A 12,319-nucleotide genomic window follows, 5' to 3' on the forward strand; every position below is an offset into this window, starting at 1 on the left:
CGCAGGGCGCGCCGCGGCGCGCGGCGGCGCTCAGGCGCGGCCGTCGTCGCGCATCAGCGCGAGCCGGTTGTAGAGCGTCTTCAGGCTGATGCCGAGCGCTTTCGCGGCTTGCGGCTTGTTGCCGTCGAAGTGCTGAAGCGTCGCCGCGATGAAACGTTGCTGCGCATGGTGCAGCGTCGCGCCGAGTGGCAGCGCCATCGCGTCGTCCGACGTGTGGGCGGGCGGCGCTGCCGGCCTCGGCAACGCGACGTCGATGCCGTCGTCCGCGAGGATGTACGCGCGCTCGATCGTGTTGTGCAGCTCGCGCACGTTGCCCGGCCACGAATAGGCGCGCAGCGCGGCGATCGCCGCGTCGGTCAGCCGCTTGTGCGAGCGGTGCCGCGCGTTGAGCGCATCGACGAACTCATGCGCGATCGCCTCGACGTCGCCGCTGCGCTGGCGCAGCGGCGGCACATACAGCGCGAACGCGGCGAGACGGTAGAACAGGTCCTCGCGCAGCCGGCCGTCGCGCACGGCATCGGCCGGATTGTGGCGGGTCGCCGACAGGATGCGCACGTCGAGCGGAATCGAATCGGTGCCGCCGACCCGAATGATCGTGTTCGATTCGAGCGCCCGCAGCAGCTTCACCTGCAGCGCCGCGGGCATCTCCGCGATCTCGTCGAGCAGCAGCGTGCCGCCGCACGCGGCTTCGAAAAACCCCTCCCGTTGCGCGATCGCGCCGGTGAAGCTGCCTTTTTCGTGACCGAACAATTGCGCTTCGGCGATGTCCGCCGGAATCGCGCCGCAGTTGACGGGCACGAACGGCCCGTCGCGTCGCCCGCTGAGGTCGTGCAGCCGGCGCGCGACGATATCCTTGCCGACCCCGCTTTCGCCGGCAATCATCACGCTCGCGCGGGTCGGAGCGATTTTCTCGATACGGCCGAGCAGCGTGCGCATCGCCGCGGAGCGGCCGGACAGCCGGCGCGCGTCGGCGCCTTGCTTCGGACGGTTTGCGGATTCAGCCATAAGCGTCGGCGGCCCGTTTTGAAAATCGGCACCGCACGTTCCCTTCATTGCAATATCTATCATCGACAGCGAAACCGCACGGAAGGTGCCGCGATTTAGAAATTTACAATGTCCGGTGCGGGGATCGAAGAAATACGCGATCACGGGGGCACGATGCCGACAGGCGGCAGCCGACACCGCGTGTCGATGCTTTTTTGCAGCCGACCGATGAAAAATCGCAAGTCGGCAGCGCCCGCGTTCCGCGCAAATGCGGCAGGGCGGCCGAGCGACGCGGCGCGGCGGCACGCGCAGCGCGCCGCGCCGCGAAGCCGCCGCGCGGCCGTGCCGCGGGTACGCGCGTTGCGCCGGCCCTTGGGCTCGCCCCCGAACGCTCGACGGCACATGCCGGCCGCCGAGGCGGGAGCCGTCGAGCGACGGTCGCCGGGGCGATGCAGGGACACGATGAGGATCCTTACCCGTGAACTGTTCCGGCAGGGCGCATGGGTCGTGCTGGCCGTCGGGGTGGCGTCCGCGCTGCAGGCGTGGGCGATGCACGTCGTCGGCGTACATGCACCGTTTGCACAGCTGCCTTTCTACGCCGGTGTTGCGGCTGCGGCCTGGCTGACGTCGTTCGGCGGCGGCCTGGCCGCGATCGCCGCGAGCGCGGTCGTGATCGGCGCGTTGGGCTGGCGCGAGGTGACGCTGCCCGCGCTGCTCGCGCAGGCCGGCGCCTTCGTCGCGATCGGTTTCGTCGAATGCGTGCTCGTGATGGTCGTCAAGCCGCTGCTCGCAAACGATCGGCTGCACGGCGCCGAGGATGCGGAGGAAAACGACGCACGCATGCCGCGTCGCGAACCGGCACCCGCGGCGCGCTCGCTCGACGACATCCTGCTGCGCCGCGTGGTCGATGCGTCGCCCGACGCGATCGTCGGCGTCGATGCGGTCCGGCGGATCACGAGCTGGAACCCGGCCGCGCGGCGCCTGTTCGGCATCGATGCCGCGGCGGTGATCGGCCACGACGTCACGACGCTGATCGCGCCGCGCTGGCTGCGGTTGCATCCGGTTCCCACGACGTTCGCGAACGCGCGCCCGCCTGCAGGCCCGCTCGACATTCTGTGCCTGCGCCACGACGGCGGCCGCTTTCGCGCGACCTTCGTGGCGGCGCCGATCGTCGACGCGCAAGGCAACTGCACCGGCATGTCGATGACGCTGCGCGAAGCGCGCGAACGCCGCCGAAGCGAGCGGCGCAACCTGCGTTCGTTACGCGGTGCGCGCGACGCGCGCGTGCAGGCCGACGAGTCGAACCGGCTGAAGGATGAACTGCTCGCCACCGTATCGCATGAACTGCGCACGCCGCTGAACGTGATCTACGGCTGGGTCGAGGTGATGCGCAGCGCCGACGGCCAGAGCTTCGCTCACCAGGCGATCGATGCGATCGACCGCAGTGCACGCTCGCTGTCGCGGATGGTCGGCGACCTGCTCGACGCCTCGTCGCTCGCAACGGGGCGGATGCGGCTCGAGCGCGCGCCCGTCGATCTCGTGCGCGTCGTGCGGGAGGCGGTGCGCGAACTCGGCGCGACGGCGGAGGCGAACGGTCTCGAACTGTCGATCGCGTGCGAGATGTCCAACTGCGTGATCTCCGCGGACGGCGAGCGGGTGCGCCAGATGCTGTCGAACCTGCTGTCGAACGCGATCAAGTTCACGCCGCCGGGCGGCAGCATCAAGGTGTCCCTGACCCGGGCCGGCGCGCGCGTGCGGCTGTCGGTCGCCGATACCGGCCAAGGCATTTCGGCGGAACGCCTGCCGCATCTGTTCGATACGTTCAACCGGCCGGAAGGCGCGTCGGCCTCGCCCAAGCGTGGGCTCGGACTCGGCCTGTCGATCGTGCGCAACATCGCACGGCTCCACGGCGGCGAGGTGACGGCTGCGAGCGATGGCGCCGGGTGCGGCACGACCGTGACCGTGATGCTGCCGGTGGACTGGGGCGCCGACATGCCGAACGGCCAGCCGTTACGGCCGAGCGGTGCGTCGACGGCGGTCGCGCTCGACGGCCGGCGCGTGCTGGTGGTCGATGACGATGTGACGTCGCGCGCGAGCCTCGCGGCGGCGCTCGAAACGCTCGGTGCGCAGGTGTCGACCGCGCAATCGGGGCGCGACGCGCTCGACGTGGTCGCGCGGCAGCACCCGAGCGTCGTGCTGTCGGATCTCGCGATGCCGGACGGCGACGGCTTCTGGCTGCTCGACCACATCCGCCATTTGCCGAACGGCAGCGGGCGCCTGCCCGTCGTCGCGGTGACCGCGCATGCGGGTGCGGCGGACCGGAACCGCGTGATGGCCGCCGGCTTCGACGCGTATCTGTGCAAGCCGGTCGACATGCCGACGCTGGCCAGCGTCATCGTCGACGTGTCGAGCGCCGAGCGGCATCGCTGACGCGCGGGGCCTCCGCATCCCGCGCCAGGCGGCACGATGAAGGGATCGAACCTTGCCCGGCGCATCGGCTCCCGGCGGCAGGCCGAGTCGACGGGCGGCGTACCCGACGAGCGGCGACGCGCGACGGCGATTCGGGTCGTGCCCAACATCGACGGTTCGCGCGGTGTGTGCGACAGGCTGCGGATCCGCGGGAAGTCACGTATGACACGACGTTCGCGGAGCGCACGCTGCGGGTAACCGCCGCATTGTCGATCGAGTATGTCGAGGGGGCATGGAGCAAAGGCGCGTGGACCGATTTCCCGCGTCCGCGCATCGTCCCGCATGACGGGCCGGTTGCCGCGTTCGGCAGGGCCGATCCGTCGACCGATACGGAGGTCCGGATGAAAACGAGCGACAGGAATCTCCGCCGATCCGCCGCGGTTGCCGCCATCGTGTGCCTGGTGGGATCGGGTGCGCTCGCGGTGTTGCGCGTGCCGGCGTTCGCGCCGGCGCATGCGCAGGCGCCGCCGGCATCGTCCGTTCAGGTCGCGCCGGGCGTCGTCAGTCCCGGCGCGACCGCCGACGAGGCGGACATGACGCGGCGGCCGAGCGGCATCGACGCCGAATTCATCGACAAGGCGGGCATCGTCGGCAAGACGGAGCTGCAGGCGAGCAAGCTCGCGCTCGACCGGTCGTCGAATCCGCGCGTGAAGACCTTCGCGCGCCGGATGATCGACGATCACGTTCGCATGACCGCGGAATTGCGCCGGCTCGGCACGCAAAAGGGCTTGCCCGTGCAGACGCGGATGCTGGTCGATCCGGCGGTGAATGCGCTGCGAAGCAAGAGTGGCCATGCGTTCGAAAAGGGGTACATCGAGCTGGCGGGAACGAACGCGCACGACGCGGCGATCCGGCTCTACTCAGCCGAGGCGCGCGACGGCCACGACCCGCAGCTTCGCGCGTTCGCGGTCAATGCGCTGCCGACGCTGAAGGCGCACCTGAGCGCCGCGCGCGCACTCGAGCGTGCGATCGCGGCCGCGCACTGATCCGCACGGCGATCCGCGCGCCCCGGCGCGTCCGTCAGTGCGGCCGCGTGTCGCTTTCCGGGCCCTCCGGCGACGCCTCGAAGGGCGGCGCATCGAGTACCGTTTCGCCTTCCTCGATCAGCCAGTACGGCGATGCGCCGTAGTACGCGTGCAGCCCCTCGGCCCAGGCGGGATCGGCCATCGTCGGCCAGCGGTCTTTCTCGAAGCCGGGCGCGTCGCGCACGCGCTCGGTCGAAACGGGCAGCACGAAGCAGCGGCGCCCGGCGTCGAGCGTCAGCACGTTCCACGGCACCGCGAGCAGCTTGTCGCCGATCCCGAGCAACCCGCCCGACGACACGACCGCATACGCGATCCGGCCCGAGCGGATATCGAGCATGATGTTCGTGATCTTGCCGATGTCGTCGCCGTCCAGCGTCAGCACGCGATCGTCTTCCAGCGTGCTGGCGGCCATCACGTCCGGCCCCGGCCCGCCGGCCGAACGGCCGCGGTCGCCGACGATGCGCGCCTGCGTGCGCGACGGTCTGTCCGTTGTCATCGCTGTTCTCCTGGTCGAAGCGGCGCGGCGCACACGGCGCGCGGGCCGGGTGAGGTGCCGCGGTCAGCGGCGGCGCGGCAGGGACACGTCCTCGAGCGTGTTCGCCAGCTCGTCGCGCGCCGGGCCGCCCGCGCGTGTCGCGATGTCGCCCAGCGACACGATGCCGACGATCTGGTGATTGGCGTCGAGCACCGGCATCCGGTGCAACTGCACGTCGGCCATCCGCTGCTGGACGTCGCCGACGCCGTCATCTTCCACGCACCACTGCACCGGCGCGGATGCGACCACCTTCACCGGGGTATCGGACGAATGCCCGTGCGACAGCGCTCGCACTGCGAGGTCGCGGTCCGTCACGATCGCGACGAGCCCGGTGTCGTCGCAGACCGGCAGCACGCCGATGTCGAAGCGCTGCATCAATTCGGCCGCATGGCGAATCGTGTCGGTCGGCGCGACGCAGACCACGTCGCGCGACATGATTTCATTGACGCGATACATGAACGCCTCCTTCGTGAACGAGACGACATGGAAGCAGAACGCGTGCCGCGTTCAATCGGCACAGGCCGGGCCTGCGCGGCCGGGCCACGGAGAAATTTGCCAGCCGGCTTGTACATCTTCCACGGCGCCAGCCGCGGCCGGGCCGCGAGCGACGCTCAGTGGCCGACGCCCGTCATCACGACGATTGCGAGGACCAGCGCACTCTCGATCGCGGCGAGCGCCGCGACGCCTGCGGCGCCGCTGACTTCGTGCCATGCACGTTCGATGCGTTTCATCACTTCACTCCGGTTGGGCCGGCCGGGCGACGCTACGCTGCCGCGCATCGCGGGCCGGGGTGCCGCCGTCAGCCGTGATCGCGGGGCGGTGGCGGGGCGTCGGGCGCGCGACGTTCGCGTTCGCCGGACGGCCTGGCGGGGTCGATGCGGGTCGCACCGCCGACGGCGGGCGGATCGCTGGCCGGGAACGTCTCCTCGAGCCCTTCGTCGATGCGCTCTTCCGTCTTGTCGTCGGACGGCTTGCGCGACGTGGCTAGGGAGAGCGGGCTGGCAGCCGGTGACACGGCGTCTCGGCTACCGGGGGCGGATGCGGTCATGATCGAACCTCCTTATGGGTACGAGGGGTGCAAGCACCGTACCCGCGCAGCGCGGGCGGCATGACGCTTGCAGCCGTCGAACCGGCCGAGCGGGCTGAGACGTGGCCGGCCCGCCGCCGGCGTGGACGAGAGGACATCGTGATGAATGAACCCAGGGAAAGAATACGTTACGACGCGAACGTGTGCGGCGGCGATTTCAGTCAAGTGCGCGAGCGTTTCGACACATGGAAGCGCGAATCGCAGATCCACCGGCCCGAGCGGCGCATGTTCGACGGGAAGGACGAGGTTCGCGAGCTGAACCCTACCGTCTACGCGGGGCCGGAAAGCGCACGGCGGGCGCTCGCCGCGCGATGCGCGCCGTCCGATCGATTCGCACTCGCGGCGCGCCTCGCCGCCGAAGGGCGCACGCTGTGGCTGGTGATGGCGGCCTACGATGCATGACCGGTGCGCGGCTGCCCACCGGGCAGGCACGCCGCTTGCGCGCGCTCGCCGCACCCATCGACACGCGCGAGCCGCCGCGCAGGAGCGACATGAGTACACGATCCATGCTGCACCGTCCGGAGCCGACGCCCGACTTCGATCCCGATCCGGCGCTGCCCGAGCACGACGATCCGTTCGATCCGCCCGTGCTCCCGGGCCTGCCGCAAGGCGATCCGCCGTCGCAGCCGCCGCCGATGCGGATGCCGGGCGAGGGCAGCGAACCGCGGCCGGCCGCGCGATGATCAAAAGGAGGACCATCATGGACATTCACGTGCAATCGCCCGACAAGCGCGCGATCGCCCAGGTGCTGGGCCGCTATTTCGAGTCGCGTTCATTGCGTTACCACATCGAGGAGTTGCCGGGCGGCGTGCTGCATATCGGCTTTCGCGCGAGCGGGCGCCCGGTCGCCGTCACCGTGTCGTTCGACGACACCGCCTACGACACCTACACGCACTGGGACGCGAGCCAGAAGCAGCTCGCGCTCGGGCGTCTCGCGGACGGCTTCTCGCGCATGATGGCGAAGCGCAGCCCGGCCGCGCTCGCCGGCGACTATCACGTCGAGCGTTTCTGATTCCGCAACCCTGCGCCGGTTCATGCCGGAATACGGCAAAGTGCCCGCGTTCAACGGGCGCTTTGCGGCTTCGCGCGCGCCAGCGTAGGATGTTCACAATTCAGCGCACGCTACGTTCGCGCCGTCGGCTGCTCGCCGTTGCAGCCGGCCAGGCTGCGACGCGCTTTCCCTCAGGTTCGTTTCGTGCAACCGACGGAGACCGCCTTGATGACAGTTGCCCGCCCGTTGTTGTCGCCCGGCACCCGCCGGTTCGTGTCCGGCCTGTCGGCCTTCGCCGCGCTCGCGGCGGCCGGTGCCCGCGACGCGTCGGCCCAGACGCCGTCGCCGCTCGGCGAATGGCAATACTCGGCGGGCGTCCCGCTGCAGAAACTGTTCAGCCCGACCGTCCCCACGTGGCAGGTCAGCGTCGGCGCGGCGATGACGCTGCAGCCGCGCTACGCGGGTTCCGATCGCTATCGCGTGATGGGCGGCCCGAATCTCGACGTGCGCTATCGCGACCTGTTCTTCCTGTCGACGGGCGACGGGCTCGGCGCGAACGTGTTGCGCGGGCCCAACTGGCGCGTGAGCCTGTCGGTCGGCTATGACCTCGGGCGCCGCTCGGCCGACGACCTCGACCACCTGAACGGGCTCGACAACATCAACGCGGCGCCGGTGATGAAGCTCGCGGCCGACTACGTGATCTCGAAGGATTTTCCGCTCGTGCTGCGCGCGGATGTGCGGCGCAGCATCGGCGGCTCGAACGGCTGGGTCGGCGATTTCTCCGCGTACATGCCGATGCCGGGCAGCAACGAACACTTCTTCTGGTTCGCCGGGCCGACCGTGTCGTTCGCCGATTCGCGCTACATGAACAGCTGGTTCGGCGTGCCCGCGGGGGCGTCCGCGCGCTCGGGGCTGCCGGCCTATTCGTCGGGCGCGGGGATGAAGTCGTTCGGCGCGGGCGTGACGATGGTGTGGTTCGTCAACAAGCACTGGTTCGTGACGATGGACGGCGCGATCGAACAACTCGTCGGCCGCGCACGGCGCAGCCCGATCACGCAGCAGTCGACGAACGGCGTGTTCGACATGTCGGTGAATTACCAGTTCTGACCGGGTCGGCGCCGGCGGGGCAGCCGCATGGCGGTGCGCGGCATGCGGCATTTTTCGTCACATTTGATATGATTCCGACCTGTACAAACGTACAGTGATCGATCCCCGTGACGCCTGCATCGCCGACGCCCCCGGCGTTTTACTACCTGACCAATTTCGAACGCGCGCTGGCCTGGCTCGGCGAGCGCTACGACGACCTGCTCGATGCGAGCGAACATGCGTTTCTCGCGCATTTCGCGCAACTGCCGAAAGCGTCGCGTGCGTTGCTCGTGCGGATGCTGATGCGCAGCGGCACCGACTTCCGCGCGAGCAAGCTCGCGTACGACGAAATCGGCAGCACGCTCGACGCGGCCGCGCCGCTCGTCGAGCTCGGCTGGGTCGATCCGGCACCCGCGCTCACGCTCGACGAGTTGTTCCTGCTGTCGACCAAGGCCGACCTGCTGAAGATGTTCCCGTCGCTCGCGGCGCACGCGGGCGAGCGCAAGCCCGAGTGGCTCGAGCGGCTGCGGCCCGCGCACGACGTGGCGCAACCGCTCGACGCATGGTGCGCGCAGGCCGACGATTGCGTGCTGCGCGTGACGGTCGGCGCGCTGTGCGACCGCCTGCGGCTGATGTTCTTCGGCAATCTTCATCAGGACTGGAGCGAATTCGTGCTCGCCGATCTCGGCGTGTTCCAGTACGAAAGCGTGCCGTTCGCGCCGTCGTCGCGCGCGTTCCAGCAGCGCGACGACGTCGACGCGTATCTCGCGCTGCAGACCTGCCGAGAAGCACTCGACGCATGGCCCGACGACCAGCCGTTCGACGATCTGCTGCAGGCGATCGACGCGGTCGGCTGCGCGCAGCCGTGGCTCGCGACGCGCCGCGCGAAGCTGCTGTTCACGCTCGGGCAGACCTGCGAGCGCCGCGCCGACTGGGCTGCCGCGCTCGACGCGTATGCGCGCAGCGCGTGGCCGGGCAGCCGGCACCGGCGCATTCGCGTGCTCGAACGCTGCGGCCGCGACACCGATGCGCTCGCGCTGGCGCTCGATGCGCGCGGCGGCTTCGAAAGCGACGAGGAGCGCCAGCGCGTCGAGCGGATGCTGCCGCGCCTGCAGCGCCGTCTCGGGCAGCGGGTCGAACGCGCGGGCAGCACGCCCGACGTGCCGCGCGAGACGCTCGTGCTGATGCGCCCTGAAGCGTTCGTCAGCGTCGAATACGCGGTGCGCGACCATCTTGCGCAGCCCGATGCGCCGGTTCACTACGTCGAGAACACGCTGATCAATTCGCTGTTCGGCCTGCTGTGCTGGGAGCCCGTGTTCGCGGCCGTGCCCGGCGCGTTCTTTCACCCGTTCCAGCGCGGCCCGGCCGACCTGCACGCGCCCGATTTCGCCGTGCGCCGCACGGACGCGTTCGCCGCCTGTTTCGCGCAACTCGACTCGAGCGCGTACCGCGACACGATCCGCCGGCACTTCGCGACGAAGACGGGGCTGCAATCGCCGTTCGTGTTCTGGGGCGTGCTGACCGGCGAACTGCTCGACGAGGCGCTGGCCTGCCTGCCGCCCGAGCACCTGCGGCTGTGGTTCACGCGCCTGCTCGCGGATATCCGCGGCAACCGCTCGGGGCTGCCCGATCTCGTCCGTTTCTGGCCCGGCGAGCGGCGCTATGAATTGATCGAGGTGAAGGGCCCCGGCGACCGGCTGCAGGACAACCAGACGCGCTGGCTCGCGTACTGCCTCGCGCACGGCATGCCGGTGCGTGTCGTCGATGTCGAATGGGCCGGAGCCGGTGTCGAGCAGGCCGAAGCGGCGGGATTGTCCGCATGAGCTACGTCGTCGCGGTGCGGGCGATGTGCGAATTCACCGCGCGGCGCGGCGATCTCGACCTGCGCTTCACGCCCGCGCCGACCGCGCTCGAAGGCATTGCCGGTCATGGCGCCGTCACGTCGAAGCGCGGCGCGCGCTACGAAACCGAGATCGCGTTGACCGGCACGTGGGGCACGCTCACCGTGCGCGGGCGCGCGGACGGCTACGACCCGGTCGCGAACCGGCTCGAGGAGATCAAGACCTACCGCGGCAGCCTCGACGCGATGCCGGCCAATCATCGCGCGCTGCACTGGGCGCAGGCGAAGGTCTATGCGCACCTGATGTGCGACGCACGCGGACTCGCGGAAATCGACGTCGCGCTCGTGTATTTCGACATCGTGTCGGAGCGCGAGACCGTGCTGACCGAGACGCTCGGCGCAAGCGCGCTCGCCGCGTTCTTCGCCGAGCAGTGCGCGTGCTTCGTCGGCTGGGCCGAGCGCGAGACCGCGCACCGCTCGGCCCGCGATGCGGCGCTGCGCGCGCTGACGTTTCCGCACGGCCGATTCCGCAGCGGCCAGCGCGAGCTGGCCGTGTCCGTCTATCGCGCGGCGCGCGACGAGCGCTGCCTGATGGCGCAGGCGCCGACCGGCATCGGCAAGACGCTCGGCACGGTGTTTCCGCTGCTGAAGGCGTGCGGCGAGGGCGAGCTCGATCACGTGTTCTTCCTGACCGCGAAGACGCCCGGTCGCGCGCTCGCGCTGGAAGCGGCGACCACGCTCGGCGCCGGCACGCCGGCGCTGCCGCTGCGCGTGCTGGAGTTCGTCGCGCGCGACAAGGCGTGCGAGCATCCCGACCGCGCGTGTCACGGTGAATCGTGCCCGCTTGCGCAAGGCTTCTACGACCGCCTGCCGGCGGCGCGCGACGCGGCGATCGGCGCGGGGCTGCTCGATCGCGATACCGTGCGCGAGGCGGCGCTCGCGCACGACGTCTGTCCGTACTATCTCGCGCAGGAGCTGGCGCGCTGGTCGGACATGGTGATCGGCGACTACAACTACTACTACGACGGCAGCGCGATGCTGCATACGCTCGCGCAGCAGAACCAGTGGCGCGTCGGCGTGCTCGTCGACGAGGCGCACAACCTGCTCGATCGAGCCCGCAAGATGTATAGCGCATCGCTCGACCCGTTCGCATTCGCGGCCGCGCGCGAGGCGGCGCCCGCGGCACTGCGCAAGGCGTTCGACCGGCTCGCGCGCGCGTGGGGCACGCTCAATCGCGCACAGGCCGCGCGCTATGCGGCATACCCCGAGATTCCGGGGCCGATCGTGTCGGCCGTGCAGAACCTCGTCGCGGCGATCGGCGAACACCTGACCGATGCGCCGCGCGCGAACGGCGACGCGCTGCTGCGCTTTCATTTCGAGGCGATCCAGTTCGGCGTGCTCGCCGATGCGTTCGACGGCGCGTCGATCTTCGACGCGACGCTGCACGGCGAGCCGCTGCCGCGCCAGGCCGGGCTCGACGGCGTCGCACCGGCCGGGCGCCGGCGCCGCATCCAGTCGACGCTGTGCGTGCGCAACGTGATTCCGGCCGGCTTTCTCGCGCCGCGTTACGACGCCGCGCGCGCGACCGTGCTGTTTTCCGGCACGTTGAGCCCGTTTCATTTCTATCGCGACACGCTCGGGTTGCCGGCCGACACCGGCTGGCTCGACGTCGACGGGCCGTTCCGCGCCGAGCAACTGATCGTGCGCGTCGCGAGCCACGTATCGACGCGCTGGCGCGACCGCGACCGTTCGCTCGAACCGATCGTGGACCTGATCGCCGCGCAGTATGCGACACGGCCCGGCAACTACCTCGGTTTCCTCAGCAGCTTCGACTATCTCGGGCGCGTCGTCGCGCTGATGCAGACGCGTCATCCGGACGTGCCCGTGTGGGCCCAGGCGCCCGGCATGGCCGAAAGCGAGCGCGACGCGTTTCTCGCGCGCTTCGACGCGGGCGGGCGCGGAGTCGGCTTCGCGGTGCTGGGCGGTGCGTTCTCGGAAGGCGTGGATCTCGTCGGCGAGCGGCTGATCGGCGCGTTCATCGCGACGCTCGGGCTGCCGCAGGTCAACGATGTCAACGAACAGATGCGGCGCGCGATGGAGGCGCGCTTCGGCAACGGGTACGACTACATGTATCTGTACCCGGGCCTGCAGAAGGTCGTGCAGGCGGCCGGGCGCGTGATCCGCACCGAACACGACGAGGGCGTCGTGCATCTGATCGACGATCGTTACCGGCGGCGGGAGGTGCGCGATCTGTTGCCGCGGTGGTGGCGGATCGGGTGACGGGCGTGACGGATGTCGTGCG

The 12,319-nt window shown here is 70.1% G+C and carries 12 protein-coding genes; 8 read left to right on the forward strand and 4 right to left on the reverse strand.

Translation table 11 applies throughout. The features are described 5' to 3' along the window. Nucleotides 1–30 precede the first annotated feature (30 nt). Nucleotides 31–1,068 (reverse strand): sigma-54-dependent Fis family transcriptional regulator, encoded by a 1,038-nt coding sequence (locus DIE04_RS01380; RefSeq protein ID WP_124519903.1) that lies wholly within the window; start codon nt 1,066–1,068, stop codon nt 31–33. A 378-nt stretch (nt 1,069–1,446) separates the two neighbouring features. Here DIE04_RS01380 and DIE04_RS01385 point away from each other — a divergent pair, with 378 nt between their 5' ends. Together DIE04_RS01385 and DIE04_RS01390 are read left to right on the forward strand one after the other, a co-directional pair. Further along, nucleotides 1,447–3,414, forward strand: coding sequence for an ATP-binding protein (locus DIE04_RS01385; protein WP_124519572.1), 1,968 nt, complete (start codon nt 1,447–1,449; stop codon nt 3,412–3,414). A 380-nt stretch (nt 3,415–3,794) separates the two neighbouring features. Continuing rightward, nucleotides 3,795–4,439, forward strand: coding sequence for a DUF4142 domain-containing protein (locus DIE04_RS01390; RefSeq protein WP_124519901.1), 645 nt, complete (start codon nt 3,795–3,797; stop codon nt 4,437–4,439). Between the two features lie 34 nt (nt 4,440–4,473). Here DIE04_RS01390 and DIE04_RS01395 read toward each other — a convergent pair whose 3' ends face one another. The 3 genes from DIE04_RS01395 to DIE04_RS01405 form a co-directional block, all read right to left on the reverse strand. Beyond that, complete coding sequence (locus tag DIE04_RS01395; protein ID WP_124484847.1) at nt 4,474–4,974, reverse strand: PRC-barrel domain-containing protein; 501 nt, start codon at nt 4,972–4,974, stop codon at nt 4,474–4,476. Nucleotides 4,975–5,037: 63 nt separating this feature from the next. After that, entirely contained in the window at nt 5,038–5,469 is a 432-nt protein-coding gene (locus DIE04_RS01400; RefSeq protein WP_044843097.1) for a CBS domain-containing protein, read from the reverse strand. A 343-nt stretch (nt 5,470–5,812) separates the two neighbouring features. Then, on the reverse strand, nt 5,813–6,061 hold the full coding sequence (locus tag DIE04_RS01405) for a hypothetical protein (protein WP_124519570.1): 249 nt from the start codon (nt 6,059–6,061) through the stop codon (nt 5,813–5,815). Nucleotides 6,062–6,202: 141 nt separating this feature from the next. Between DIE04_RS01405 and DIE04_RS01410 the strand changes: the two genes are divergently transcribed. The 6 genes from DIE04_RS01410 to DIE04_RS01435 all read left to right on the forward strand — a co-directional run bounded on the left by DIE04_RS01410 (nt 6,203) and on the right by DIE04_RS01435 (nt 12,297). Next, nucleotides 6,203–6,502 carry a hypothetical protein gene (locus DIE04_RS01410; RefSeq protein ID WP_124519568.1) on the forward strand — a complete coding sequence of 100 codons (300 nt, stop codon included), beginning with the start codon at nt 6,203–6,205 and terminating at the stop codon, nt 6,500–6,502. 89 nt (nt 6,503–6,591) lie between these two features. Continuing rightward, on the forward strand, nt 6,592–6,783 hold the full coding sequence (locus DIE04_RS01415) for a hypothetical protein (RefSeq protein WP_124519566.1): 192 nt from the start codon (nt 6,592–6,594) through the stop codon (nt 6,781–6,783). Nucleotides 6,784–6,800: 17 nt separating this feature from the next. After that, nucleotides 6,801–7,112 carry a hypothetical protein gene (locus tag DIE04_RS01420; protein ID WP_044843100.1) on the forward strand — a complete coding sequence of 104 codons (312 nt, stop codon included), beginning with the start codon at nt 6,801–6,803 and terminating at the stop codon, nt 7,110–7,112. A 207-nt stretch (nt 7,113–7,319) separates the two neighbouring features. Continuing rightward, nucleotides 7,320–8,198, forward strand: coding sequence for a MipA/OmpV family protein (locus DIE04_RS01425; RefSeq protein WP_044843101.1), 879 nt, complete (start codon nt 7,320–7,322; stop codon nt 8,196–8,198). Between the two features lie 107 nt (nt 8,199–8,305). Beyond that, nucleotides 8,306–10,000: a VRR-NUC domain-containing protein gene (locus DIE04_RS01430; RefSeq protein WP_124519474.1), complete on the forward strand. Its 1,695-nt coding sequence runs from the start codon at nt 8,306–8,308 to the stop codon at nt 9,998–10,000. Further along, complete coding sequence (locus DIE04_RS01435) at nt 9,997–12,297, forward strand: ATP-dependent DNA helicase (protein WP_124519564.1); 2,301 nt, start codon at nt 9,997–9,999, stop codon at nt 12,295–12,297. The genes DIE04_RS01430 and DIE04_RS01435 overlap by 4 nt, the downstream gene beginning before the upstream one ends. Nucleotides 12,298–12,319: the final 22 nt, after the last annotated feature.

The organism is Burkholderia sp. Bp8994, from assembly GCF_003853805.1.
Taxonomy (GTDB): domain Bacteria; phylum Pseudomonadota; class Gammaproteobacteria; order Burkholderiales; family Burkholderiaceae; genus Burkholderia.